Here is a 25157-nt window from a genome sequence, read left to right as displayed (position 1 = left end):
CGGGACTAGAGCCCCAGCTCGGCCCCGAACGCCGCTTCCTCGAGCCGGTGCTTGACCGTGGTCAGGAACCGGCCGGCGTCCGCGCCGTCGATGAGTCGGTGGTCATAGGTCAAGGGCAGGAACGACATCGAGCGCACCGCGATCGACTCGGACCCGTCCTCGGCGGTGATCACCGTGGGACGCTTGACGATCGCACCGGTACCCAGCATCGCCGCCTGCGGCGGCACCAGGATCGGGGTGTCGAAGAGCGCGCCCTGGCTGCCGATGTTGGTGATTGTGAACGTGCCACCGGCCAACTCGTCGGGCTTGAGACCGTTGCTGCGGGCGCGGGACGCGATGTCGGCGATCGCACGCGCCAGGCCCGCGATCGACAGGTCATCGGCGTTGTGGATCACCGGGGAGAGCAGGCCCTGCTCGGTGTCGACGGCGATGCCGAGGTTCACCGACGAGTGGTAGGTGATCTCCTTGGCGTCCTCGTCGATGCTGGCGTTGACGTTCGGGTGCGCCTTGAGCGCCTCGACGGTCGCCTTGGCGATGATCGGCAGGTAGGTGAGGTTCACGCCCTCGGAGGACTTGAACGACTCCTTGGCGGCCCGCCGCAGCGCCACGACACGGGTCATGTCGACCTCGAAGACCTGCGTGAGCTGCGCGCTGGTCTGCAGCGACTCGCGGGTCTTCTTGGCCGTGATGAGGCGGATCCGGTTGACCTTCTGGGTCGTCCCGCGCAGCGCGGCGAGCTCGGGGCGAACACCCTTCGGCGCCGACGGGGTGCTCGGCGTCGACGGCGCGGACGCGGCCGGAGCGGACGACGCGGCCGGTGCCGACTCCTGGGCGGGCGCCTTCTTCTCCTCGGCGGCGGCCAGCACGTCCTGTTTGCGGATGCGGCCACCGACGCCGGTGCCCTTCACCGAGTCGAGGTCGACGCCGTTCTCCTGGGCCAGCTTGCGCACCAGGGGAGTGACGTACGGGGTCGACGACAGCGTGTCCGGCTGCGATCGCGACGAGTCACCGCCCGACGACTCCTGCTTCGGCGCGGCCTTCGGCTCCTCCGCCTTCGGTGCCTCCTGCTCCGGTGCGTCGGGCTCGGGCTGGGGCGAGGTGTCGGACTCCGATGCGACCGACTCCGTGCCGGCGTCGGAGCTGCCCGGATCGGTGTCGGCGTCGGCGGAGTCGGCGCCTGAGTCGTCGGAGGACGGGGTGGACCCGCCCGACGACGAGGGGCTGCCCGACCCGATCACGGCGAGCTTGCCGCCGACCTCGACGACGTCGTCCTCGTTCGCGACGATCTCGAGGAGGGTGCCCGACACGGGCGACGGGATCTCGGTGTCGACCTTGTCGGTGGAGACCTCGAGCAGCGGCTCGTCCGCGGCGACCTCGTCGCCGACGGACTTCAGCCAGTTGGTCACGGTGCCCTCGGTGACCGACTCGCCGAGCTCGGGCATCGTCACGTCGGTGCTGTCGCCGTCGCTCGACCCGGTGTCGGCGGACGGCTTCTTCGCGGGCTCGTCGGCCTCGTCGGACGGCTCGGGTTCGTCGGCGGGGGAATCGCCGGAGGTGTCCTCGGGTGCGGTGCCGCCGGCCTCGTCGTCTGAGGAGTCGTCGGCGGCGTCGTCGCTGCCGGCGTCGTCGCCGCCGGAGGGCGCCTCGCCCTCCTCGCCGATCTCGGCGAGGTCGCCACCGACCTCGACCACGTCGTCCTCCTGGGCGATGATCTTGGTCAGCACGCCGGAGGCCGGTGCCGGGATCTCGGTGTCGACCTTGTCGGTCGACACCTCGAGCAGCGGCTCGTCCTCGGTGACCGTGTCCCCCTCCTGCTTCAGCCAGCGGGTGACTGTTCCCTCGGTGACGCTCTCGCCGAGAGCGGGCATCTGGACGGAGAAGGCCATGTCTGTCGACTCCTCGACTCGAGATCCGGTGTGCGATCGTCGGTTCCGGTCGCCACGGGTGAGGCGACGCGGGCGTGCGGTCGGGCACGACATGGTGCGGCCGTGCCCTCGGGGAAAACCCTACCCGTAGGGACCTGTCCGACGGTGACCCCTGCCACGTCTGCGTCGGGGCCGTGGACGAGGTCACCGCGGCAGCGTCAGCCCTGCGCCGCGATGTCCTCGATGACGGCGATCATCGTGCGCACCGGCACACCCGTCCCGCCCTTCGGCGTGTGGCCCCACGGGCCGCCGGTGTTGAAGGCCGGCCCGGCGATGTCGACGTGGGCCCAGTCCAGCCCCGCCGGGACGAACTCCCGCAGGAAGATGCCCGCCGCGAGCATGCCGCCGTTGCGGTGGTTCGTGACGTTCGCCAGGTCGGCGACCCGCGACTTCAGGTCGGCCCGCAACTCTTCCGGGAACGGCATCGGCCAGCCGTGCTCGCCGACCCGACGCGAGATCGCCGCGACACGGTCGCGGAAGTCGTCGGTGCCCATCACGCCGGGCGTGCGCGCGCCGAGCGCGACCATCTGCGCGCCGGTGAGCGTGGCGGTGTCGATGAGGTAGTCCGGATCGTCCTCGAGGGCACGCACGATCGCGTCGGCCAGGATCAGCCGCCCCTCGGCGTCGGTGTTGAGCACCTCCACGGTGGTGCCGCCGTACTGGGTGAGGACGTCGCCGGGCCGCTGCGCGGTCGACGACGGCATGTTCTCGGCCATCGGCACGGTCGCGATCACGTCCACCCCGACGCGCAGGCGCGCGGCGAGCACGACTGTCGCGACGACCGCCGCCGCGCCACCCATGTCCGACGTCATGTTCTCCATGCCCGCCGCGGGCTTGATGGAGATGCCACCGGTGTCGAACGTGATGCCCTTGCCGACGAGGGCGACCGTGCGGGCGCCGTCCACGCCGCTGCGGTGGGCGAGCCGCACCAGGCGCGGCTGTCGGGACGAGCCCTTGCCGACGCCGATGATCCCGCCGTACCCGCCCGCACGCAGGGCCTCGTCGTCGAGGACCTCGACCTCCAGGCCCGCCTCGCGACCGAGGTCGGCGGCGCGGCGCGCGAACTCGTCCGGGTAGAGGTGGCTCGGCGGGGTGTTCACGAAGTCGCGGGCGATCGTCACTGCCTCCGCGACGTGGCGGGCGTGCTCGACGACGGCGTCTGCGTCGTCGACACCGTCGGCGACGAGCGAGACCGCACCGAGCGGGTGCGTGGACGACCGTGACTTCTCCGACCGGAAGTCCTCGAAGCGGTAGGCCCCGAGGAAGAAGCCCTCGGCCGCGGCGGACAGGTCGAGCGTGGACAGGGTGGTGACCGCGCTCGCGACACCGTCGAGTCCGCGCGCCGCCGTGCCGGCGGCCTGGCGGACGGCGTCACCGGTGACGTCACCGTCGCCGCCGAGTCCCACCGTGACCACGCTGGTGGTGTCGACACCCTGCGGCGCGGGTACGCGGTGCGTCTGCCCGACCGCACCGGTCGCGCCGACCGCGGCGGCGGCCGTCGCGATCGCGGTGGCGACCTCCTCCGACAGCCCCGTCCCCGCGACGCGCGGGGACCCGCCGTCGTCGGACGCGGTGTGCAGCCCGACGACGAGCACGTCGGCGGCGAGATCCTGCGCCACACGGAGATCGGGGCCGAGACGGCGGGCGTCGGAAGAGGTGGTCACGGTGCGCCTTTCGGGTCGAACGGTTTGCGACCGCCCAGCCTACGGGCGTGACGCGACGGCGCGACCCGCGTGGTGCGACGGCTCCCTCTATGGTGTCGGGCATGTCCGATGCGCCGATCCCGGGTCCGATCACCGACGTCCACACCGCCCTCGGGGCGACGTTCGCGGAGTTCGGCGGGTGGTCGATGCCGGTCTCGTACTCGGGCACGGTCGCCGAGCACACGGCCGTCCGCGAGACCGTCGGACTGTTCGACGTGAGCCACCTCGGCAAGGCCTCGGTCGTCGGCCCCGGCGCCGCGGCGTTCGTGAACCGCTGTCTCACCAACGATCTCGACCGCATCGGGGCCGGCAAGGCGCAGTACACCCTGTGCGCCGACGCGTCGGGCGGGGTCGTCGACGACCTCATCGCGTACCGGGTGAGCGACGACGAGATCTTCCTCGTCCTCAACGCGGCGAACACCGCGGCGGTGGTCGCAGCCCTGCAGGCCGTGGCACCCGACGACATCACCGTCACCGACCGTCACCGGGAGTTCGGCGTCCTCGCGGTGCAGGGCCCGCGGTCGGCGCAGGTCCTTGAGGCGGTCGGTCTGCCCGCCGACATGGACTACATGGCCTTCGCCGACGCCGACCTCGCGGCGGACGGACGCACCTGCCGGGTGCGTGTCTGCCGGACCGGCTACACCGGCGAGCACGGCTACGAACTGCTGCCGACGTGGGACGACACCGCCGCGGTCTTCGACGCGATCCTCGCCGCGGTCACCGACGCCCAGGGCCTGCCCGCCGGTCTCGGCGCCCGCGACACCCTGCGCACCGAGATGGGGTACCCGCTGCACGGCCACGAGCTGTCGCTCGACATCAGCCCCGTCCAGGCGCGCTGTGGCTGGGCGGTCGGGTGGAAGAAGCCCGAGTTCTTCGGTCGGGAGGCGCTCCTCGCGGAGAAGGAGGCCGGACCCGCACGGCGACTGCGCGGCCTGCGTGCGACCGGCCGTGGCGTCCCGCGCGCCGACTGTCGCGTCACCACCCCGTCGGGCACCGACATCGGGCTCTGCACGTCGGGCACGTTCTCCCCGAGCCTCAAGCAGGGCATCGCGCTCGCGCTCGTCGACACCGCCGCCGACGTCGCCGACGGTGACACCGTCCTCGTCGACGTGCGCGGTCGCGGCCTCGAGTGCGAGGTCGTCGCGCCGCCGTTCGTGGACGTGCGCACCCGCTGACCTCGTCCCCGGTCCCGCGCCCGTGTGGGGCGGGTGGGGCGAGCGGTGCGGGGTCTACGATCGCCCCATGACCATGCAGTTCACCCGTGCCGAGCACCCGCAGCCGACCCCGGCCTCGCGACGTGCGGAGATCCTGCAGGCCCCGGGGTTCGGCAATTTCTTCACCGACCACATGGTCCTGATCGACTACGACGCCGACCGTGGCTGGCACGCGCCGCGCGTCGAGCCGTACGGACCGATCGCGCTGGACCCCTCGGCGATGGTGCTGCACTACGCGCAGGAGATCTTCGAGGGTCTGAAGGCCTACCGGCAGCCGAACGGGACCATCGCCTCGTTCCGGCCCGACGCGAACGCCCGCCGCCTCAACTCGTCGGCGCGACGTCTGGCCATGCCGGAGCTGCCCGAGGAGGACTTCCTCGAGTCGCTGCGGGCACTGCTCGCCGCCGACCACGAGTGGGTGCCCGCCGCGGGTGGCGAGGACTCGCTCTACCTGCGACCGTTCATGTTCGCGACCGATCCCGCGCTCGGTGTGCGGCCGTCGAACACCTACATGTATGTGGTCATCGCCTCGCCGGCCGGCGCGTACTTCCCGGGTGGCCTCAAGCCGGTCAGCGTGTGGCTGTCGTCGGAGTACGTGCGCGCGGCCCCGGGCGGGATCGGCGACGCGAAGACGGGCGGCAACTACGCCGCGTCGCTGCTCGCGCAGGCACAGGCCGCCGAGCACGGGTGCGAGCAGGTGGTCTGGCTTGACGCGATCGAGCGCCGGTTCATCGAGGAGATGGGCGGCATGAACCTCTTCTTCGTCTTCGGTTCCGGCGCCGACGCCCGCCTCGTCACCCCCGAGCTCACCGGTTCGCTGCTGCCCGGTGTCACCCGCGACTCGCTGCTGTCGCTGTCGGTGGACGCGGGCATCGCCGTCGAGGAGCGCAAGGTGTCGGTCGAGGAACTGCGCAAGGGCGTCGCGTCCGGTGACATCACCGAGGTGTTCGCCTGCGGCACCGCCGCCGTGATCACACCGATCGGACGCGTCGCGAGCGACTCCGACGACTACGCCATCGGTGACGGTCAGCCCGGCCAGGTCACGACCGCGCTGCGCGACACCCTCACCGGGATCCAACGCGGCACGTTCGCCGACACCCATGGCTGGATGACCCCGCTGCACGGCGCCTGACACCTCCGCCGGGCCGAACCCACTCGTCGAGTGGGCGGTCGTGGACGTCGAGTGGGCGGCTACAGCGCCAGACCGACGAGTGCCGCCACCGTCGTGAGTTCGACGGTGGCGCCGAGGACGTCGCCGCCGACGCCGCCGAGTCGTCTCGTGCAGTGGCGGGTCCACACAGACACGCCCAGCAGGACGACGACGGTGACGATCGGCCCCCGCCACCACCGGTCGGGATCGCCGGTCGCCGACGCGACGACGGCGAGGGCGACCCAGACGATCGCCGACAGTCCCTGTGTCGCACCGACGATCGCGCCGAACCCGTCGCCGGTGGCCGGGAAGGACCGCCGGCAGGCGACCACCACCGCGACGCGACCCAGGGCCACCGACACGACGATCGCGCCCCATCGACCGTCCGTGGCGAGCGATCCGAACAGCATCGCCTGCAGGGCCAGGACGACGACCAGCGTCGCCGCGCCGAACGGCCCGACCGGGCCGCTCCGCATGATCTCCCGCGCGGCCTCCGGTGGCCGCATGCTGCCGAGCCCGTCGGCGGTGTCGGCCAGACCGTCGACGTGCATGCCCCGGGTCACCAGGGCCAGGAAGCCCACCGCGAGCAGCCCGATCGCGGTGGTGGGCAGGGTGGTCTGTGCCAGTCCGATCGCGATCCCGGCCGTGGCGGCGCCCACCACCACACCGACCACCGGCGCCGCGGCGATCGCCGAACCACCGGCGGCCCGGTCGATCGTGAACCGCGGCTGGGGCACCGGCAGCACCGTGAGCCAGGAGAACGCCAGTGCGACCGCGCGTACCGGCGACGGACGCCGCGGGGACCGCTCGGCGGCGGTCACCGTCAGACCGGCTCGGTCGCGTCGACCTCGTCGCGGGTCGAGACGCCTGCGTCGTCGAACGTGGCCATCGACGCGAGCGTCGCGACCGCGGCCTGCACGACGGGCAGGGCGGTGAGCGCGCCGCTGCCCTCGCCGAGACGCATGCCGAACTCCACGACGGGGTCCAGGTCGAGTTGGCGCAGGGCGATCGTGTGGGCCGGCTCCGCCGAGCGGTGACCCGCGAGCCACCACCGCACCGCGCCCGGGGCGAGGTCCTCGGCGACCAACGCCGCCGCGGTGACCACGACGCCGTCGAGGATGACCGGTGTGCGCCGCAGCGCGGCCTGCGCGAGGAACCCCGCCATCGCCGCGATGTCGGCGCCGGCGACCGCCGCGAGCAGGTCGACCGGTGAGCGCGACACCTTCCGGGCCCGGCGCATGCCGTCGCGGATGGCGGCGGTCTTGCGGATCCAGCCGTGGTCGTCGATGCCCGTGCCGCGGCCGACGACCACCACCGGCTCGGTGCCGGTGAGCGTGCCGACGAGCACGGCGGCCGGTGTCGTGTTGCCGATGCCGAGATCGCCGGCGATCAGCAGGTCGACGCCCGAGTCGACGAGGTCGTCGGCGATCGCCCGCCCGGCTGCGAGGGCTGTGCGCACCTCGTCGGCGCTGAGAGCGTCCTCCACCCGGAGGTCGCCGCTGCCGCGACGGACCTTGTGGGCGCAGTGGGCGGGATCGGTGTCGGCGTCGACCGCGATGTCCTCGACGACGACCCGGGCGTCGACGCGCTGCGCGAGCACCGACACCGCAGCACCGCCGGCTGCGATGTTCGCGACCATCTGCGCGGTCACCTCGGGCGGGTAGGCCGAGACGCCGGCACGTGCGACACCGTGGTCGCCCGCGAACACGACGACCACCGGGTCGGCGAACGGAGCGGGCGGGCAGACGCCCTGACAGGACGCCGCCCAGATCGACAGGTCCTCGAGCCGCCCCAGCGACCCCGCAGGCTTGGTCAGTGACCGCTGTCGGGTGCGGGCCTCCTCGGCGACGACGGCGTCGGGGGAGGCCACCACGTCGAATTCGTCGGGAGCCCCGCGGTGGGCACCGACGGACGGCGTGAGCGGTGGGGCCGGGGGTGCGGGCGGGGTCTCCGCCGCGGTCGGAGCGTTGGCCGGGGCCGGGGCCGGGGCCGGGGGCACGGCGGGTGTCGGCTCGGGACGGGACGAAGCGACACCACCGGCACCGGCACCGACCGGCGCGTCGAGTTCGAGCACTCGACCGGCGACGACGAGCAGCACCCGGTCGCAGACGGCAGCCACCGCGGTGTTCACACGCCCCAGCTCGTCCTGGAACCGACGGCCGGAGGGGACGGGGGCCACCAGCGACAACCCGACCTCCGGCGACACCAGAACCAGGTCACCCCGGTGGGCCGCGACGGCGGCGGCGAGGTCGGCGACACGATCGGTCAGGTCGACGTCGGGGTCCTCCCAGCCGCCGAGACGGTCGAGGTGCGACGACACCCAGTTGCCCAGGTCGTCGACGAGCGTGGGGGAGTCGGCGTCGTCGCGGAGCACGGTCGCGACGTCGTCGTCCTCGACGACCGACCACCCGGCCGGACGGCGGCGGCGATGCGCGTCGATGCGCGCGGCGAAGTCGGGGTCGCCCGTGGGCGGCAGACTCGCGGTGGCGACGTAGCGGACGGCGTGGCCGGACTCGCGGATCAGGTCCTCGGCCAGCGCGGACTTGCCCGAGCGGATACCGCCCAGAACCAGCGTGCGCACGCCCCTAGACCGCGTCGCCGGGCTTCACCTGCGGGCGGGGCGCGCGCATGAAGCGCATCTGCATCGACCGGCTGAAGGAGTACCAGCCGAGGCCGAACCCGCCGTCGGTGGAGTCCGGGAACCGTTCCCGCACACGCTTGTTCACCAGGCGCCCGAGGATGACGCCGTCGATGACCAGGAAGACGGCGAACACGAGCATGAGCAGGGTGGCGTACACCGCGATGGCCGGGAGGAACATGACGACGATCAGCAGCACGGCGAACGGCATGAAGAGACCGGCGAAGTTGCGGCGGGAGTCGACGACGTCGCGTGCGTACCTGCGCACCGGACCCTTGTCACGGGGCATCAGGTAGCGCTCGTCGCCGTCCATCATCTTCTGGCGCTGCTCGATGCGGGCGTTCTTGCGGGCCTCGCTGTCCTGCTTGCGCTCGGCGCGGCTCCTGGTCGCCTTCAGCTCCTTGCGGCGGGCGCGGGCCTCCGCGCGGGTCTGCGGCGCCGGGGTCACCGGTCCGCGACGCCGTGCCTCCGCCTCGCGACGCTTCGGGGTCGGTCGGCCCTTGCCCTGCGTGGTGCGCGTCGCGGTGGCGGTGGTGCCGTCGGCGGTCGCGTCGGCCGCCGCACGAGCGGACGACGAGGTCGCCTCACCGGTCTCGGCGGGTGTCTCGTTCTTCCAGGGCAACTTCACGCCCGCCAGGATATTCGACCGCGCGCCCGGCATGGGCCCGGCGTCATGTCTCGCACCCCACCCGGGGACGGAACGGTTCCTATACTTCGCCCATGCGGGTCCTCGTCGCGCCCGACTCGTTCGGCGACACCCTGACCGCGGTCCAGGCGGCCGACGCCGTCGCGCGGGGATGGCTGCGTGCCCGTCCGGGCGACGAGGTGGTCTGCGCCCCGCAGTCCGACGGGGGCCCCGGGTTCGTCGACGTGCTGGCCACGCGGACGGGCAGGGTCGTGGTGACCACCGTGCGGGGTCCGCTCGGCAGCCCGGTCGACGCCCGATGGCTGCTCGACGACTCCGGTCCGACGTCCACCGCGTACGTCGAGTGCGCACAGGCCTGCGGGCTGCACCTCGTCGGCACCCCGACCCCACACACCGCGATCACCGCCTCGACCTGGGGTGTCGGCGAACTCGTCGCGGCCGCGCTCGCCGCCGGCGCCCGACGCGTCGTCGTCGGACTCGGTGGGTCGTCGAGCACCGACGGCGGCGCGGGGATGGTCGCGGCACTGGCGGGACACCCCGCCCCGGCGGCCGACGAGGACCCCGCGGGCGCGGCCGACGACGCCGACCGCGAACGGTGGATCGCCCTCGCGCGGGACATGCTGGCCGACGTCGAGGTGGTGGTCGCCTCCGACGTCGAGAGCCCCCTGCTCGGCCCGGCCGGGGCCGCCGCGGTGTTCGGCCCGCAGAAGGGTGCCGACCCGGCGACCGTCACGACGCTCGAGGACCGGCTCCGCGACTGGGACGACGCGCTCGCCCGGGCGACCGGACGGTCGTGGGGCGACGAGCCGGGTGCCGGTGCCGCCGGCGGTCTCGGTGTAGGACTGCTCGCGCTGGGGGGTCGGCGGGTGTCGGGCGCGCAGGTCGTGGCCGACGCGATCGGTCTCGACGGGCTGGTGTCCCGGGCGGACGTGGTCGTCACCGGCGAGGGGAGGGTCGACGCGCAGACCCTGGCCGGCAAGGTCGTCGCCGCCGTCGCCCGGCTGGCGGTGCGGCACTCCGTCCCCGTGGCGGTGGTGGCCGGCCAGGTGCAGCTCGACGCGGACGCGCTCGCGGCGGCCGGGATCGTGGGCGCGCGTGCCATCGTCGACGTCGCGGACTCGGTCCAGCACGCGATGGACCAGGCCGGACCGCTGCTGTCCGACCTCGTCGAACCGATGGCCCGCGACTGGTCCTGATCAGCGCGTGACGCCGTGCACACGCCGGCGGTGCGTCGGCCCCGCGATGGGCGGGAACAGCGCCCGCAGGAGTACCGTTGACGTCTCAGGCACCTGATCGACGCGACACCGCCGAAGAAGCACGCACGTCGACACGACGAGAGATCGTCGGACCGCGAACGATCGCGGTACCGCGAGAACACGAGGAGAACGCATGACCGTCGACAACCAGGTCACCGCCGACACCGAGACCACCGCCCCCGCGACCGGCGTCATCCTGACCGACGCCGCCGCAGGCAAGGCCAAGGCCCTGCTCGACCAGGAGGGTCGCGACGACCTCGCGCTGCGCATCGCCGTGCAGCCGGGTGGCTGCGCGGGCCTGCGTTACCAGCTCTTCTTCGACGACCGCTCGCTCGACGGTGACCTCACCGCCGACTTCGGCGGCGTCAAGCTCGCGGTCGACCGCATGAGCGCGCCGTACGTGCAGGGCGCCTCGATCGACTTCGTCGACACGATCGAGAAGCAGGGCTTCACCATCGACAACCCGAACGCGACCGGCAGCTGCGCCTGCGGGGACTCGTTCAACTGACATGACACCGGCCCGTCTGTGACGGGTCCCAGTGGCGACGACCGTGGCCCCCACCGTGACGGTGGGGGCCGCGGTCGTTGCAGTAGCGTGAGCGGTCGACCGATCCCGACGAAAGGGTTCCCCCACCGTGGCCATCGCCATCTGCGGCTCGATCGCGACCGACCATCTGATGCGGTTCAAGGGCAAGTTCAGCGAGCAGCTCCTCGCCGAACACCTGCACCACATCTCGCTCAGCTTCCTGGTCGAGGACCTCGTCGTCCGACGGGGTGGCGTGGGCGGCAACATCTCCTACGGCCTGGGCGTGCTCGGTGCCTCACCGATGCTCGTCGGCGCGGTCGGCGCCGACTTCGACGACTACCGGGAGTGGCTCACTTCCAACGGCGTCGACTGCCGCGGAGTGCGCACATCGACGTCGAAGCACACCGCCCGGTTCATGTGCACGACCGACGACGACATGGCCCAGCTGGCCAGCTTCTACGTGGGTGCCATGGCCGACGCGCGCCAGATCTCGCTGTCGGACCTCGCCGACGAGTACGGACAGCCCGACCTGGTCCTGATCGGGGCCGACGACCCGGTCGCCATGACCCAGCACAGCCAGTCGTGCCGTGACCTGGGCATCCCGTTCGCGGCCGATCCGTCGCAGCAGCTCGCGCTCCTCGACGGTGACCAGATCCGCACCCTCATCGACGGCGCGGAGTACCTGCTCACCAACGAGTACGAGTGGGGCCTGCTGCAGAAGAAGACCGGTCTCGGCCCCGACGAGATCGCCGGGATGGTGACCACGCGGGTCACCACGCTCGGCGGCGACGGCGCCGACATCGTCGGCAAGGACGGAAAGACCGTCCACGTCGACGTCGTGCCGGCCACCGAGAAGGTCGACCCGACGGGCGTCGGCGACGGCTTCCGCGCCGGGTTCCTCTTCGCGCAGCAGAAGGGCCTGTCGTTCGAGCGCAGCGCCCAGCTCGGCGCCCTCATCGCGACATCGGTGCTCGAGACCGTCGCGCCGCAGGACTGGACGTGGAACCGGGAGACCGCGCTCGCCCGCCTCGAGGAGACTTACGGCGCCGACGCCGCGCAGGAGATCGGCGCGATCGTCCCCTGACCCGCCCCGCCCCGTGCGGTGACTACAGCCGCACGGGGTAGGTGTGGTCGGCGATGTCGGGGACGATCGACCCCTCGACGAAGATGCCGTGCCACACCAGGAACACCAGCACGGTCCACAGACGGCGGCTGTTGTCGACGGTGCCCGCGCGGTGCTCGTCGAGCATGCGGCCGACGGCCGCGAGGTCGATGATGTGTCCGGCGCCCGACGCCGCGATCGTCTCGCGCGCCCAGTCGTGGAGTTCGGTCCCGGCCAGCCAGTGGCGCAGCGGGACGGGGAAACCCAACTTCTTGCGGTGCAGCACGTGCGCCGGGACGATCTGCTCCAGCGCCCGCCGCAGCGCGTACTTCGTCGTGCCGTGCGCGATCTTCTCGTCGGTGGGCAGCCGCCGGGCGACGTCGAACACCTCGGGGTCGAGGAACGGCACGCGCAGCTCGAGGGAGTTGGCCATCGTCATCTTGTCGGCCTTGACGAGGATGTCGCCGCGCAGCCAGGTGAACAGGTCGATGTGCTGCATCCGTGCGACCGGGTCCCACCCCTGTGTGGTCGCGTAGATGTCGGCGGTGACGTCGGTGTGCGTCCACTCCGGGCGATAGGTCTTCAGCACCGCGCGCAGTCGGGCGTCGTCGAAGCTGCGGGCGTTGCCGTAGTAGCGCTGCTCGAGCGTCATCGACCCGCGGTGCAGCAGACTCTTGCCGCGTGTGCCCTCGGGGATGCGCTCGGACAGCCGCCCCGCGGCGCGACGGAGACCGCCCGGCAGCCGGTCGAACGGCGCGAGAGACAGCGGCTCCTTGTAGATGGTGTACCCGCCAAACAGTTCGTCGGCGCCCTCACCGGAGAGGACCACCTTGACGTGCTTGCGGGCCTCCTTGGCCACGAAGTAGAGCGGGACGAGCGCCGGGTCGGCGACGGGATCGTCGAGGTACCAGACGATCTCGGGGATCGACGCGGCGAACTCGGCCGGGCTGACGACCTTCACGACGTGGCGCGCGCCGATCGCCTCGGCCGACTCCGCGGCGACGTCGATCTCGGAGTAGCCCTCACGCTCGAAGCCCGTGGTGAACGTGATCAGGTCCGGGTTGTGCCGGATCGCCAGCGCGGCGATGGCCGTCGAGTCGATGCCGCCGGACAGGAACGACCCGACGGTCACGTCGGCGCGCATGTGCTTCGCGACGGAGTCCGACAGCACGTCGGCGATCTCGTCGTACCAGCCCTGCGGGCCCGCGGCGGGTGTCGGGCCGGCGACGAACTGCGGCGTGAAGTAGCGGTGGATGCTCGGCGAACCGCCCGGGGTCACCGTCGCGTGGCAGCCCGATTCGAGGCGGGTGATGCCGCGGTGCAACGTCTCGGGCTCGGGGACGTACTGCAGGACCGTGTAGTGCTCGACGGCGCGCAGGTCGAGGTCGGTGCCGACGCCGATCGTCTCGAGGAGGCCCAGGGCGCTCTTCTTCTCGCTGGCGAACACCGTCCCCCCGGGGCCGGTCGCGAGGAACAGCGGTTTGATGCCGAAGCGGTCGCGGGCGAGGAACAGGCTGCGGGTCTCGGTGTCCCAGATGGCGAAGGCGAACATGCCGCGCAGCCGGGCGACGCTGTCGGGGCCCCAGTGGTGGAACGCGGCGACGACGGCCTCACCGTCGCCCTCGGTGTGGAACACCGCGCCCTCGTCCCGCTGCAGCTGCTCGCGCAGCTCGAGGTAGTTGTAGACCTCGCCGTTGTAGACCAGGGCGTAACGCTCGGGGGACTCCGGCGGACCCCATCGCAACGGCTGGTGCGAGTGCTCGATGTCGATGATCGACAGCCGGTTGAACCCGACCGCGAGGTCGGCGTCGTTCCAGACCCCAGGGTCGTCGGGACCCCGGTGCCGCATGCAGTGGACGGCGTCGGGGAGGTGCGCCGCGGCGGCCTCACCCGTCCCGTCGGCGGTCAGCAGTCCCACGAGCCCGCACATGCGCCGGTCCTCCGATCGGTTCGATGTCGGCGCTCGTCCGACCGCCGCCGGTCGTCGAGTATGCCCCACGGCGGTGGGGGCTCTCGACTGCCGCGGGGCGCGTCAAACCCCGATCACGAAACGCGGCCCCGGTTGGTCTACGCTGCGTAGTACATGGGTGTCTGCCCCCGGCGACGGGTGGCGTCTGCCCACGGCAGTGGTGGTTTCACATGCGGAAGGCGTGGATGGTGACTCACGGAGATCGGTCCCGGCAGGCGAACGCCTCGGGCCGCCGCCGGTTCAAGCAGATCGGGGCCGTCGTCGCGCTGGGGCTGACCGCCCTGCTGATGTCGGGGTGCTCCGCCCAGGAGGCGATGCGGTTCGGGTGGCCGGAGGGCATCACCCCCGAGGCCGAGAGCATGCGGCACCTGTGGACGTGGTCGGTGATCGCGGCTCTGGTGATGGGCATCATCGTGTGGGCGCTGACGTTCTGGACGATCACGTTCCACCGTCGCAAGCGGAACTCGCCGGCGACCGCGGAGGACGAGTTCCCGCGTCAGACGGCCTACAACGTGCCGCTCGAGCTCACGTACACGGCCATCCCGTTCGTGATCATCGCGGTGCTCTTCTACTTCACGATCATCGTGCAGAACGGTGTCGAGACGAAGAAGTCCGACCCGAAGGTCGTCGTCGACATCACGGCGTTCCAGTGGAACTGGAAGTTCGGCTACCGCACGGTGCAGATGGCCGACGGCACGACCTACAACGGCTTCCTGCGGGACGGCAGCCCGTACGAGCTCCAGCAGAAGGAGCTCAACAAGGAGGGCGAGGAGATCCCCGGCCCCGCCAACGGTCGTGACGACGACATCCGCAACTACCTGAAGTTCGACCGCATCGAGACCGTCGGTACGTCCGAGGAGATCCCGGTGTTGGTCCTCCCGGTCGGGGAGCGGATCGAGTTCGAACAGGCCTCGGCCGACGTCATCCACTCGTTCTGGGTGCCCGAGTTCCTGTTCAAGCGCGACGTGTTCCCGTTCCCGAAGCAGAACCACACCGACAACCGGTGGCAGGTCAGCTCGATCGACAAGACCGGCGCCTTCGTCGGACGGTGCGCGGAGATGTGCGGCACGTATCACTCGATGATGAACTTCGAGGTGCGCGCGGTGTCGAAGGAGAACTTCGACCGGTACATCGCGTACCGCGCCGCGAACCCGAACGCCACCAACGCGCAGGCACTGCAGAGCATCTGCGAGACACCGGTCTCGGTCACGACGCGTCCGTTCGACACCCGTCGGTCGACGAACGGCAGCGCTGAGGCAGTCGCCACCGGTGGGACCTCGTCGAACACGACCATCCCCGGCTGCACGGTAGGAGCGCAATCGTGAAGATCGAAGCCCGGCTCTTCGAGGTCCTGACCGTGTTCTTCTTCGGTGCCTCGATCATCTACGGCGTGGCCTCGGGCCTGTCGAGCAAGAACGTCGAATGGGTCGGCGTGACCGGCATGGTGATGACCGGTGGTCTGACCCTGATCATCGGCACCTACTTCCGGTTCGTCGCCCGCCGCGTCGACATCCGTCCGGAGGACTACGAGGAGGCCGAGATCGAGGACGGCGCCGGCGAACTGGGCTTCTTCAGCCCGGGCAGCTGGTGGCCGATCGCGATGGCCGCGAGCGCCGCGCTGATCGGTGTCGCGATGGCCACGGGCAACTTCTGGCTCGTCGCCGTCGGTGCCGTCGCGATCATCTCGACGGTCGGCGGACTGGTGATGGAGTACCACGTCGGACCCGAGAAGCACTGAGCGCAGACGCTTCACGAGGGGCAGGTGCCACAGCACCTGCCCTTCGTCGTCTCCCCAGCACGGAGCTCGACGAGATGCTGCGGCGCCGTCTCCGGACACTTCTGGACGACGCCTTCGAGGGTGACTTCTCCGGCGACGACTGGGACCACGCCCTCGGTGGCGTCCACGTTCTCGCGGAGCTCGACGACGTCCTCGTCGGACACGCGGCTGTCGTCCCGCGCCGGCTGTGGGTCGACGGCGTCGAGCTGTCCTGCGGATACGTCGAGGCCGTCGCTGTTGCCGCCTCTGCGCGTCGTCGGGGTGTCGGGGCGGCCTTGATGCGCGAGATCGACGGGTTGCTCGTCCCGTACGACTGCGGGGCTCTCGCAGCTACGGACGTCGGCGCGCCCCTCTACGCCGGGATGGGGTGGACGCGGTGGTCGGGGGAGTTGTCGGTGCGGGACGCCGACGGGGCTGTGCGCTCCACCCCGGACGATCGCGGAGCGGTGATGGTGAACGGTGACGGGCGTCTCGTGGGACGCGCGGACGACGACGCCGCCGTCCTCGTCGTCGACGATCGCCCCGGCGACCCCTGGTGACCCCGCCACCGCCCTTCGTCGGGCGGTAGGGACCGTTCGTTGGGCGGCAGGAGCCGTTCGTTGGGCGGCTGGGACCGTTCGTTGGGCAGCAGGAACCGCGTCCCGCCTTCACACGTCCGCGTCACACGCGATGTCGCGTTGCCAGTCCGCGGCCCCGGTGGCACACCGATCGTGGTGGATGCCCACGAGACCAGGTCCGAGTGCCTACCGACCGGTTCCTGATGCCCAACGGGTGGTTCCGACCGCCCAACGGGTGGTTCCGGGTGCCCAGCGGGTGGTTCCGACCGCCCAACGGGTGGTTCCGAGTGCCCAACAACGGGTTCCGGGTGCCCAACGAACGGCGGGTGAAGGTGGGTCGGGGGCCGGGTGGGGTAGGGGAGTGGCGGAGTCTTTTCTGCCACAACCGGAGACGACGAAGGCGGCGGATCCGTGTGGATCCGCCGCCTCCGGTGTCGTCGTGTGACCTCAGGTCACTCGAGCATGCGCCCGCCCTTCGACTGCAGGTTCGAGAGCGCCTCGTGCTCGGCACGATGGTTCTCGTGCTCGATCTCGCGGTTGAGCTTCTGCTCCTCCGGCGGATCGGCCACCATCAGCGAACCGGTACCCGGCGCGCCCGCGGACCCGAGCTTGTTCATCCGCTTGGGCAGTGCCGCACCCTCGTAGGGGAGCGGGATCGGGTGACCGTGGCTGTCGACCGGGCCGAGCGGCTGGTGCACCTCGATGTACTCACCACGCGGCATCCGCTTGATGATGCCGGTCTCGATGCCGTGCTCGAGCACCGCGCGGTCACTGCGCTGCAGGGCCAGCGCCCAGCGGTACGCGATGTAGTACGCCAGCGGCGGCACCACGATCAGACCGATGCGGCCCATCCACGTCGTCGCGTTCAGCGAGATGTGGAACTTCAGCGCGATGATGTCGTTCATGCACGACAGGGTCAGCACCACGTAGAACGACAGCGCCATCGCACCGATCGCGGTACGCACCGGGACGTCACGCGGACGCTGGAGCAGGTTGTGGTGCGCGTCGTCGCCCGTCAGCTTCTTCTCGATCCACGGGTAGGCGACCATCACGGTGATGATGAGCCCGATGATGAGGACCACCCAGAAGATCGCCGGGATCGTGTACTTGTTCCCGAAGTAGATCTCCCACGCCGGCATGAGTCGCGCCATGCCGTCGGTCCACATCATGTAGATGTCCGGCTGCGAACCCGCCGACACGTGCGCGGGGTTGTACGGACCCAGCACCCAGATCGGGTTGATCTGCAGCACACCGGCCATGATCGCGAGGATGCCGAAGGTGACGGCGAAGAACGCGCCCGACTTCACCGCGAACACCGGGAGGATGCGCACGCCGACGACGTTCTTCTCGGTGCGTCCCGGGCCGGGGAACTGCGTGTGCTTCTGGTACCAGACCAGGGCGAGGTGTGCGCCGATCAGCGCCAGGATGATGCCCGGGAAGAGCAGCACGTGGAGGATGTACAGGCGCGGGATGATGATCTCGCCGGGGAAGTCGCCACCGAACAGGGCCCAGTGGATCCAGGTGCCGACCACCGGGATGCCCATCACGATGCCGGACATCGCGGCGCGGACGCCGGTGCCGGAGAGCAGGTCGTCCGGGAGCGAGTAGCCGAAGAAGCCCTCGAACATGGCCAGCAGCAGCAGGACACAGCCGATGACCCAGTTCGCCTCACGCGGGCGACGGAACGCACCGGTGAAGAAGATGCGCGCCATGTGGACGATGATCGCGGCCGCGAACAGCAGCGCCGCCCAGTGGTGGATCTGACGGACGAACAGTCCGCCGCGCACGTCGAACGAGATGTCGAGTGCGGTCGCGTACGCCCGGCTCATCTCGACGCCGTTCAGCGGCTGGTAGGACCCGTGGTACGTCACCTCGGCCATCGACGGGTCGAAGAACAGCGTGAGGTACACGCCCGAGATGAGCAGGATCACGAAGCTGTACAGCGCGATCTCGCCGAGCAGGAACGACCAGTGCGTCGGGAAGACCTTGTTGATCTGCCGACGCAGGCCCGCTGCGACGTGGTAGCGCGAATCGACCTCGTTTGCCTGGTATGCCGCGCGGTCTGCGATGGCACTCATGGCCTGTCCTTTCCTTGGCCGCGTTCCCAGAAAGCCGGTCCGACAGGCTCGATGTAATCGCCCGCCGCAACCATGTACCCCTGATTGTTCACCGTGATCGGGAGTTGTGCCAGCGCCCGGGCTGCGGGACCGAACACAGGCTTGCCGTACTCCAGCGCGTTGAACTGGCTCTGGTGGCACGGGCAGAGGATCCGGTTGGTCTGCTGCTCGTAGAGCGACGTCGGGCAGCCCAGGTGCGAGCAGACCTTCGTGTACGCGAAGTAGTCGCCGTAGTTGAAGCTCTCCTGGCCCTTGCGCTTGATCGCCTTCGCGGTGTCGGTGGGGCGCAGGCGGATCAGCATGACCGGGTTGCGGACGGCCTTGAGGCCCTGGTTCAGCTTCTCCCGCGACTCCTCGGTCTCACCGAAACCGTCGGACAGTCGCCACGGGAACACCGTCTCCATCGCGCCGGCGTCGAGGTCCTCGGGGCGCACCAGGACGACCTGCGACGGGTCGCCGGTGTCGCGGCGGAGGAAGACCGTCTCGTTGGGCGTCTTCGGGTCGTTGTAGATCGGCGACCAACCGGTGTGCCAGAGGTCGGAGTCCTTGCCCTTGGCCCACGGGTTCTTCACGATGCCGCCGAACAGGGCGACCACACCGGTGAACGCGAAGGCGCCGAGGCCGAACGCCGCCGAGCCGATGATCATCTTGCGACGACCGATCGTCGACGTGGTGCCCGCGTTCGACAGCAGGGCGGTGGTGGTCGCCCGGTCGACGTCGTTGGAACCGCCGTCGTGGCGGTCCTGCACCGAGATCTCCTCGGGGATGAACTTCTTCGTGTACTGCACCAGGCCGATGCCGACCGCGAGGATCGACAGCCCGAACGTGATGCCCAGCAGCGGCGTGTTCAGCGTGTACAGCAGGTAGTTCTTGCCCTCGGGGAGGACGAACTGCCAGTGGTTGAACGCGAAGATCACGAAGCACGCCAGCGCCGAGACGCCGGCCAGGGCGAACCAGAAGGCCACCGACCGCTCGGCGCGCTTCTCCGCCTTCGTCCCCGGGGTGGGGAAGCGCTCACGGCGATGGATGATCTCGACGCCGTCGAGGTTCGTGCCGAGCTTGACGAGCTCGTCGTTGCTCATCTGGTCGAGCTGGTCCTTGGTGAACGTCGGGGGGTGGTTGGTGCCCTCCGGGTTCTCCGGTGTCGTCGTCTCGCTGCTCATGACCGGGATCCAATCCACATCGCGGCCGCGACCACGGCGATCACGCCGATGACCCACATGGCCATGCCCTCGGACACGGGGCCGAAGCCGCCGAGCGCGTAACCACCCTGCGGGTTGGTCGTGGTGGCGTACTTGATGTAGCCGATGATGTCCTTCTTCTCGTCCGGCGTGAGCTGACGATCGGAGAACTTCGGCATGTTCTGCGGGCCGCTGAGCATCGCGGTGTAGATCTGCTGCTCGTTGGCCGGGTCGAGGGTCGGGGCGTACTTGCCCGACGAGAGCGCGCCGCCACGACCGGTGAAGTTGTGGCAGGACGCACAGTTCAGGCGGAAGAGCTCGCTGCCCAGGCCGATGTCGTTGCCGCGCAACGACCCCTGCGCCTTGACGGGATAGCCGTTCTCCATCTTGACGGTGCCGTCGGGGTTCTTCTCGTAGACGACCGTCGGGCCGCCACCGATCGACTGGATGTAGGCACCGAGCTGATCGACCTGGGACTCGGTGAACTTCGGTGGCTTGCGGGCCGCCTGGGCCTCACCACGCACGGCCGGCATGCGGCCCGAGGACACCTGGAAGTAGACCGATGCGTCACCGACGCCCACGAGCGAGGGACCGCGGTCCTGGACGCCGTCGAGGTTCCGGCCGTGGCAGGTGATGCAGGCGGTCTCGTAGAGCTTCTTGCCGTCCTGGATGAGGGCGGCGTTCGTCTGCACGTCGGCCGTGGCGACCTGGGGGGTCGGCGTGATGGCCGTCGCGAGCCCACCGGCGACGACGAGTCCCGCGAGCAGCAACAGAGCGCCGCTGGCGCGGCGGCGGAGCTTGCGGCGTGCCTTCGCGCGTTTGGCGTCGGTCGCCCGCGTCCGCGACGGGGTCGTCCCGTCGGTCTGCTCGGGCGGGGGAGAAGAACTCATCTCTGCTCTCTCTGGTCGTGACGAATGGAGCGGGTGACGTGGGCCGGGGCTGACCGGCCCGGTGTCACCGGATGAAGTAGATGGTGGCGAACAGGCCGATCCAGACGATGTCGACGAAGTGCCAGTAGTAGGACACGACGATCGCCGCGGTCGCCTGGGCCGGGGTGAACTTGCTCAGCCGGGTGCGGATCAGCAGGAAGATGAAGGCGACCAGGCCGCCGATGACGTGCAGGCCGTGGAAGCCGGTCGCCATGTAGAAGACCGAGCCGTATGCGCTGGACGAGAGGGTGGTGCCCTCCTCCACGAGGTGGAAGTACTCGTAGCCCTGACCGGCGACGAAGAACGCGCCCATGAAGAACGTGAGGATGTACCACCGACGCAGGCCGAACACGTCGCCGCGCTCGGCGGCGAAGACGCCCATCTGGCAGGTCACCGAGGACAACACCAGGACGGTGGTGACCGGGATGGCCAGGAAGAGGTTCAGCTTCGTGGGCTCCGGCGGCCAGTTGCCCCCCGAGTTGGCGCGGGCCACGAAGTACATCGCGAACAGGCCCGCGAAGAACATCAGCTCGCTGGACAGCCAGACGATCGTGCCGACACTGACCATGTTGGGGCGGTTCAGCGAGTGCACCCTCGAGGTGATGGCCGTGCCCTGGGTCCCTGCAACGCTAGTCACAGACTGAAGTATGACGGTTCGTAGTATCCCGTGACCACCTGGGTCACCGAAAATGTCACCGATGTGTCAGGAGCGCTGGTCATGACCCGAGACCTCAACGGCAGGGCGGTTCGCAGCGGGGTGATCCGGCGGGCCGTGGACCGCCTGACCGGGCGGGGTGCGGCGGCGACGGAGACCGAGGTCGACGATCCCGCACTCGTGCTGGTCGCGCAGAGTTTCGACGACGCCGCGGCGAGTTCGTCGGTGCTGGCGGACTCGTCGTGGCGGGAGGCCGACCAGGCCGTCGTGACACATCTCATCGCGGTGCCGGCGGGCCGTGAGGACGAGGTCGAACAGACCGCGGCACAGGACGAGTACCGGCGTGTCGAGCCGCGGGACCTCCCCGACGCGGCCCACGACGCCGTCCCCGACGGTGCGGTGGTGGTCGCGCTGGCCCGTCCGCAACTGCTCGACGCGCTGCACCTGTCGCAGGAACGCTCCCGGATGGCCGGGCTCGGTGCGCGGCACGAGGGGACCGTCCTGGGCTGGCAGGTACGCCAACGACCGCCGCGGTGACCCCCGCCTAGGCTGACGAGCCATGAGCACCGCGCAGACCGCCCCCACGAGCTGGCCTGCCGTCCTCGGCACGCTCGCGCAGCGACAGGACCTGTCGCCGGCCGACGCGCGGTGGGCGATGAACGAGATCATGTCCGACGCGGCGACGTCGGCGCAGATCGCCGCGTTCGGCATCGCGGTGAAGATCAAGGGCCCCGCGCCGGAGGAACTGACCGCGTTCGCGGCCGAGATGCTGGCCCACTCCGTGCAGGTACCCGTCGACGGGCTCGCCGTCGACATCGTCGGCACCGGCGGTGACCGTGCCCACACCGTGAACATCTCCACAATGGCGTCGGTGGTCGTCGCCGCGACGGGCATCCCCGTCGTCAAGCACGGCAACCGCGCCCAGACCTCGCGCAGCGGAGGGGCGGACGTGCTCGAGAGCCTGGGTGTCGACATCACGCTCGACGCGGCCGGCGTCGCGCGCTGCGTCGCCGAGGTCGGCATCGGGTTCTGTTTCGCCCCGGTGTTCCACCCCGCACTGCGCTACGCGTCGGCGCCGCGCAAGGAACTGGGCATCCCGACGGTGTTCAACGTGCTGGGGCCGTTGACGAACCCGGCACGACCGGGGGCCGGGTTGGTCGGCTGCGCCTTCGAGGACCTCGCACCGGTGGTCGCGCAGGCGTTCGCCGACCGGGGGGACAGCGTCATCGTCGCCCGCGGCGACGACGGACTCGACGAGCTGACCACCACGACGACGTCGACGGCGTGGGTCGCCGCGGGCGGCGAGGTCGTCGAACTGCACCTCGACCCCCGACGTCTGGGCATCGAGCTCTGCGACCCGAGCGCGCTGCGGGGCGGTGACGTGGACGTGAACGCCGCGGTCGCGCGGTCGGTGTTCGGCGGCGACCACGGCCCCGTGCGCGACGCCGTGCTGCTCAACGCGGCCGGTGCCGCGGTCGCGCACGATCTCGCCGCCGCACGGTCCTCCCTGGACGACGGCGACCCGCTGGCCGACCTGGAGGAGAAGCTGCGGGCCGCGATCACCCGCGCCGCGACGGCGGTCGACGACGGCTCGGCGGCGGCGCTGCTCGAGCGGTGGGCGGCCTTCCGGGCCTGAGCGGCGGCGCGGTCGGCGTCACTCGCCGATGGCGAACCCCGCGTCGACGTCGGCGCTGGAGTAGGCCTTGAACGCGATGTGGGTGGCGGTGTGGCGCACCCCGGGCAGCTTGTTGATGGTCCCGGTGACCACGGATGCGACCCGCTCGTGGTCGCGCACGGAGACGATCGCGATCAGGTCGACGTCACCGGCGCACGAGTAGACCTCGCGCACCCCGTCGACGTCGGCGACGGCCTGAGCCGTCTCGTCGATGGCGTGGACGTCGGCAGAGATGAGGACGATGGCCGTGATCACCCGGTCAACTCTAGGCGGCGGGGTCCCGGCGTCGGGGTGGTCGCGGCCCGGGGGTGCGTCGCGTCACGGGCGGCGTCGTCCGCACCGCGCAGCTCCCGTGCCCGGTCACGGGCGACCGCGACGGTGTCCCGCCACCCAGACCAGCGTGCCGCCGAGCGGATGGGCAGCGCGAGACCCGCTGTCCCGCAGACGATCCGGACACCCGGCTCGGTCAGCCAGCGGTACACGAGCGCGACCTCCTCCGACGGCGCGCCGCCCAACGGGCCGACGTCGGGGACGACCGTCTCCGCCGACGCGCAGAGCGCCTCGGCGACGGGCACGGGCGGGACACCGACGGTGGCGACCCCGGCCGCGGCGAGCCGGCCGTGACGGACCACCGCGAGCTGCCATCCGCCGCTGCCGTCGGGGCGCGCGGCGACGATCTCGGCGACGGCACACAGCGCCGCGAGGCGCTGGCAGCGCTCCAACGACGTGAGCGTCAGGGCGAGACGGTCCCGGACGCGCGCGGCGGTCTCGAACATCTCGACGCCCGCGAGGTGGTCGATCCGGGTGAGCACGCTGCGCAGGGGTCCGTCGTCGCGGCCGGTGATGAGATCCCGGGCCCGCTCGACGGCCGGGCGGTAGCCGTCGACGTCGGACGAGGTCCCCGCGGCCTGGCACCCCCCGACCGGGATGCGCCCGTCGGCGGTGGTGGCGCAGTCGTGCCTGCGCGAGGCGGCGATGCGGTGCCGGCAGGTCCGCAGACCGCAGCACCCCGCGATGAGACCGGCCACCTCGCGTGCGTCGGCCCGCGACCGGATCGGCCCGACGGCGACGGCCCGGGGCGTCCGGGTGACGGCGAGACGCGGGAACGGTTCGTCGGTGAGGGTGACCCACCAGCCGACGTGCGGTGCCTTCGAGCGCCGGTTGTAGGCGGGTCGGTGGGCGGACAGCAGGCGCAGTTCGCGGACCCCGGCCTCGAGCCGGTGCGCGCACTCGACGTGGTCGACGCGGGTGGCCAGGGCGATCATCTCGCGCATCCGCGTGCGTGTCTCCGCCCCGGTGAAGTACTGGCCGGCACGTCGGCGCAGGTCGGTGGCGGTACCGACGTAGAGGACCTCCTCGGACGGACCACGGAAGAGGTAGACCCCCGGTCGGGTCGGCAGTCCCGCGACCATCGACCGTTTCGCGCGGTGGGCCGCCGGGATGCCGGGGAGGAAGTCGACGAGCTCGCGGTACGTGCCGACGCCCAGGTTCCCGACGCGTTCGAACAGCGCGTGCATGACCTCGACCGTGGCCCGTGCGTCGTCGAGCGCGCGGTGGGTCGGTGTGGTCGACACCGCGAACAGTCGCGCGAGTGCCGAGAGCTTCACCGTGGGCGCCTCGTCCTTCGTCAGCACCCGACGGGCCAGCTTGACCGTGCACAGGACGCGTCGGGCCGAGAAGGTGTGGCCCGTCGCCACGGCCGCGGCGCGGAGGAAGCCGGTGTCGAACCGTGCGTTGTGCGCCACGATCACCGCGTCGCGCGCGAACTCGAGGAACGCCGGGAGCACCTCCTCGATGGGTGGGGCGGCGTAGGCCATCGCCTCGGTGATGCCGGTGAGTCGCACGATGTGCGGGGGGATGGCGCAGCCCGGGTCGACGAGCGTCGCGAACTCGCCCAGCACCTCACCGCCCCGCACCTTCACCGCACCGATCTCGGTGATGCGGTCGCGTCCGGGGCTCCCGCCGGTCGTCTCGAGGTCGACGATCACGAACGTCTCGGCGATGAGCGGCACCTCGGCGTCGAGTGTGAGCTGCACCGGAGCCGCGGCCGCGGCAGGTGCCGACGACGGACTCATGTGGTCTGCGTGACGCATGAGGCGAACATTAGTTCGACCGTCGGACAACGGCCGCACGGCGC

The 25157-nt window shown here is 71.0% G+C and carries 22 protein-coding genes; 10 read left to right on the top strand and 12 right to left on the bottom strand.

The genetic code is table 11. The features are described 5' to 3' along the window. Window positions 1-5: 5 nt before the first annotated feature. Window positions 6-1886 carry a 2-oxoglutarate dehydrogenase, E2 component, dihydrolipoamide succinyltransferase gene (gene sucB, locus LX12_RS18930; RefSeq protein ID WP_253656143.1) on the bottom strand — a complete coding sequence of 627 codons (1881 nt, stop codon included), beginning with the start codon at window positions 1884-1886 and terminating at the stop codon, window positions 6-8. A gap of 197 nt (window positions 1887-2083) precedes the next feature. Continuing rightward, window positions 2084-3589, bottom strand: a complete 1506-nt coding sequence (locus tag LX12_RS18925; protein ID WP_253656142.1) for a leucyl aminopeptidase — start codon at window positions 3587-3589, stop codon at window positions 2084-2086. Between the two features lie 101 nt (window positions 3590-3690). On the opposite strand from LX12_RS18925, the gene gcvT reads away from it, so the two are divergent. Both gcvT and LX12_RS18915 read left to right on the top strand, forming a co-directional pair. Then, the gene (gene gcvT / locus LX12_RS18920; protein WP_253656141.1) at window positions 3691-4803 is read left to right on the top strand and encodes a glycine cleavage system aminomethyltransferase GcvT; all 1113 of its coding nucleotides are present in this window, start codon (window positions 3691-3693) and stop codon (window positions 4801-4803) included. A gap of 67 nt (window positions 4804-4870) precedes the next feature. After that, window positions 4871-5974, top strand: a complete 1104-nt coding sequence (locus LX12_RS18915; protein ID WP_253656140.1) for a branched-chain amino acid aminotransferase — start codon at window positions 4871-4873, stop codon at window positions 5972-5974. Window positions 5975-6033: 59 nt separating this feature from the next. On the opposite strand, the gene LX12_RS18910 is transcribed toward LX12_RS18915, so the two are convergent. Genes LX12_RS18910 through LX12_RS18900 form a run of 3 tightly spaced genes read right to left on the bottom strand, consistent with a single transcriptional unit; the run spans window position 6034 to window position 9258 of the window. Continuing rightward, window positions 6034-6813: an adenosylcobinamide-GDP ribazoletransferase gene (locus tag LX12_RS18910; RefSeq protein ID WP_253656139.1), complete on the bottom strand. Its 780-nt coding sequence runs from the start codon at window positions 6811-6813 to the stop codon at window positions 6034-6036. Between the two features lie 2 nt (window positions 6814-6815). Next, complete coding sequence (gene cobT, locus LX12_RS18905) at window positions 6816-8573, bottom strand: nicotinate-nucleotide--dimethylbenzimidazole phosphoribosyltransferase (protein ID WP_253656138.1); 1758 nt, start codon at window positions 8571-8573, stop codon at window positions 6816-6818. Window positions 8574-8577: 4 nt separating this feature from the next. Continuing rightward, on the bottom strand, window positions 8578-9258 hold the full coding sequence (locus LX12_RS18900) for a DUF3043 domain-containing protein (protein ID WP_253656137.1): 681 nt from the start codon (window positions 9256-9258) through the stop codon (window positions 8578-8580). A gap of 92 nt (window positions 9259-9350) precedes the next feature. Here LX12_RS18900 and LX12_RS18895 point away from each other — a divergent pair, with 92 nt between their 5' ends. From LX12_RS18895 to LX12_RS18885, 3 genes are all read left to right on the top strand, one after another. Then, window positions 9351-10472 (top strand): glycerate kinase, encoded by a 1122-nt coding sequence (locus LX12_RS18895; protein ID WP_253656136.1) that lies wholly within the window; start codon window positions 9351-9353, stop codon window positions 10470-10472. A 193-nt stretch (window positions 10473-10665) separates the two neighbouring features. Next, window positions 10666-11040: a HesB/IscA family protein gene (locus LX12_RS18890; RefSeq protein WP_253656135.1), complete on the top strand. Its 375-nt coding sequence runs from the start codon at window positions 10666-10668 to the stop codon at window positions 11038-11040. Between the two features lie 127 nt (window positions 11041-11167). After that, window positions 11168-12142, top strand: a complete 975-nt coding sequence (locus tag LX12_RS18885; protein WP_253656134.1) for a carbohydrate kinase family protein — start codon at window positions 11168-11170, stop codon at window positions 12140-12142. A gap of 22 nt (window positions 12143-12164) precedes the next feature. Here the strand turns inward: LX12_RS18885 and asnB are convergent, their stop codons facing one another. Further along, window positions 12165-14090 carry an asparagine synthase (glutamine-hydrolyzing) gene (asnB, locus tag LX12_RS18880; protein WP_253656133.1) on the bottom strand — a complete coding sequence of 642 codons (1926 nt, stop codon included), beginning with the start codon at window positions 14088-14090 and terminating at the stop codon, window positions 12165-12167. A 224-nt stretch (window positions 14091-14314) separates the two neighbouring features. On the opposite strand from asnB, the gene ctaC reads away from it, so the two are divergent. From ctaC to LX12_RS18865, 3 genes are all read left to right on the top strand, one after another. Further along, window positions 14315-15454, top strand: coding sequence for an aa3-type cytochrome oxidase subunit II (gene ctaC, locus LX12_RS18875; protein WP_253656132.1), 1140 nt, complete (start codon window positions 14315-14317; stop codon window positions 15452-15454). Then, window positions 15451-15867, top strand: coding sequence for a cytochrome c oxidase subunit 4 (locus LX12_RS18870; protein WP_253656131.1), 417 nt, complete (start codon window positions 15451-15453; stop codon window positions 15865-15867). Before ctaC ends, LX12_RS18870 begins: the two co-directional genes overlap by 4 nt. A gap of 74 nt (window positions 15868-15941) precedes the next feature. After that, window positions 15942-16445 (top strand): GNAT family N-acetyltransferase, encoded by a 504-nt coding sequence (locus LX12_RS18865; protein WP_253656130.1) that lies wholly within the window; start codon window positions 15942-15944, stop codon window positions 16443-16445. Between the two features lie 470 nt (window positions 16446-16915). On the opposite strand, the gene qcrB is transcribed toward LX12_RS18865, so the two are convergent. From qcrB to ctaE, 4 genes are all read right to left on the bottom strand, one after another. After that, window positions 16916-18541 (bottom strand): cytochrome bc1 complex cytochrome b subunit, encoded by a 1626-nt coding sequence (qcrB, locus tag LX12_RS18860; RefSeq protein ID WP_253656129.1) that lies wholly within the window; start codon window positions 18539-18541, stop codon window positions 16916-16918. Further along, entirely contained in the window at window positions 18538-19743 is a 1206-nt protein-coding gene (gene qcrA, locus LX12_RS18855) for a cytochrome bc1 complex Rieske iron-sulfur subunit (protein WP_253656128.1), read from the bottom strand. The genes qcrB and qcrA overlap by 4 nt, the downstream gene beginning before the upstream one ends. Continuing rightward, on the bottom strand, window positions 19740-20651 hold the full coding sequence (qcrC, locus tag LX12_RS18850) for a cytochrome bc1 complex diheme cytochrome c subunit (protein ID WP_253656127.1): 912 nt from the start codon (window positions 20649-20651) through the stop codon (window positions 19740-19742). The genes qcrA and qcrC overlap by 4 nt, the downstream gene beginning before the upstream one ends. Before the next feature lie 64 nt (window positions 20652-20715). Further along, window positions 20716-21327 carry an aa3-type cytochrome oxidase subunit III gene (gene ctaE, locus LX12_RS18845; protein WP_253656126.1) on the bottom strand — a complete coding sequence of 204 codons (612 nt, stop codon included), beginning with the start codon at window positions 21325-21327 and terminating at the stop codon, window positions 20716-20718. Window positions 21328-21408: 81 nt separating this feature from the next. Between ctaE and LX12_RS18840 the strand changes: the two genes are divergently transcribed. Together LX12_RS18840 and trpD are read left to right on the top strand one after the other, a co-directional pair. Then, window positions 21409-21882: a hypothetical protein gene (locus LX12_RS18840; protein WP_253656125.1), complete on the top strand. Its 474-nt coding sequence runs from the start codon at window positions 21409-21411 to the stop codon at window positions 21880-21882. A gap of 22 nt (window positions 21883-21904) precedes the next feature. Continuing rightward, window positions 21905-22981, top strand: coding sequence for an anthranilate phosphoribosyltransferase (trpD, locus tag LX12_RS18835; RefSeq protein WP_253656124.1), 1077 nt, complete (start codon window positions 21905-21907; stop codon window positions 22979-22981). 18 nt (window positions 22982-22999) lie between these two features. On the opposite strand, the gene LX12_RS18830 is transcribed toward trpD, so the two are convergent. Both LX12_RS18830 and LX12_RS18825 read right to left on the bottom strand, forming a co-directional pair. Then, window positions 23000-23275 carry an Lrp/AsnC family transcriptional regulator gene (locus tag LX12_RS18830; RefSeq protein ID WP_253656123.1) on the bottom strand — a complete coding sequence of 92 codons (276 nt, stop codon included), beginning with the start codon at window positions 23273-23275 and terminating at the stop codon, window positions 23000-23002. Continuing rightward, window positions 23272-25095 carry a DEDD exonuclease domain-containing protein gene (locus LX12_RS18825; RefSeq protein ID WP_253656348.1) on the bottom strand — a complete coding sequence of 608 codons (1824 nt, stop codon included), beginning with the start codon at window positions 25093-25095 and terminating at the stop codon, window positions 23272-23274. The genes LX12_RS18830 and LX12_RS18825 overlap by 4 nt, the downstream gene beginning before the upstream one ends. Window positions 25096-25157 lie beyond the last annotated feature (62 nt).

The organism is Williamsia serinedens (assembly GCF_024171725.1).
GTDB lineage: Bacteria > Actinomycetota > Actinomycetes > Mycobacteriales > Mycobacteriaceae > Williamsia_A > Williamsia_A serinedens.
Note: the sequence above shows the minus strand (reverse complement) of the source record. Positions and strands in the feature narration are given on the sequence as shown.

Coding starts and splice junctions, on each gene's coding strand:
- sucB (WP_253656143.1), bottom strand. CDS start 1,886: ATGGCCTTCTCCGTCCAGATGCCCGCTCTCGGCGAGAGCGTCACCGAG.
- gcvT (WP_253656141.1), top strand. CDS start 3,691: ATGTCCGATGCGCCGATCCCGGGTCCGATCACCGACGTCCACACCGCC.
- LX12_RS18915 (WP_253656140.1), top strand. CDS start 4,871: ATGACCATGCAGTTCACCCGTGCCGAGCACCCGCAGCCGACCCCGGCC.
- LX12_RS18895 (WP_253656136.1), top strand. CDS start 9,351: ATGCGGGTCCTCGTCGCGCCCGACTCGTTCGGCGACACCCTGACCGCG.
- LX12_RS18890 (WP_253656135.1), top strand. CDS start 10,666: ATGACCGTCGACAACCAGGTCACCGCCGACACCGAGACCACCGCCCCC.
- asnB (WP_253656133.1), bottom strand. CDS start 14,090: ATGTGCGGGCTCGTGGGACTGCTGACCGCCGACGGGACGGGTGAGGCC.
- ctaC (WP_253656132.1), top strand. CDS start 14,315: ATGGTGACTCACGGAGATCGGTCCCGGCAGGCGAACGCCTCGGGCCGC.
- LX12_RS18865 (WP_253656130.1), top strand. CDS start 15,942: ATGCTGCGGCGCCGTCTCCGGACACTTCTGGACGACGCCTTCGAGGGT.
- qcrB (WP_253656129.1), bottom strand. CDS start 18,541: ATGAGTGCCATCGCAGACCGCGCGGCATACCAGGCAAACGAGGTCGAT.
- qcrA (WP_253656128.1), bottom strand. CDS start 19,743: ATGAGCAGCGAGACGACGACACCGGAGAACCCGGAGGGCACCAACCAC.
- qcrC (WP_253656127.1), bottom strand. CDS start 20,651: ATGAGTTCTTCTCCCCCGCCCGAGCAGACCGACGGGACGACCCCGTCG.
- LX12_RS18840 (WP_253656125.1), top strand. CDS start 21,409: ATGACCCGAGACCTCAACGGCAGGGCGGTTCGCAGCGGGGTGATCCGG.
- trpD (WP_253656124.1), top strand. CDS start 21,905: ATGAGCACCGCGCAGACCGCCCCCACGAGCTGGCCTGCCGTCCTCGGC.
- LX12_RS18825 (WP_253656348.1), bottom strand. CDS start 25,095: ATGAGTCCGTCGTCGGCACCTGCCGCGGCCGCGGCTCCGGTGCAGCTC.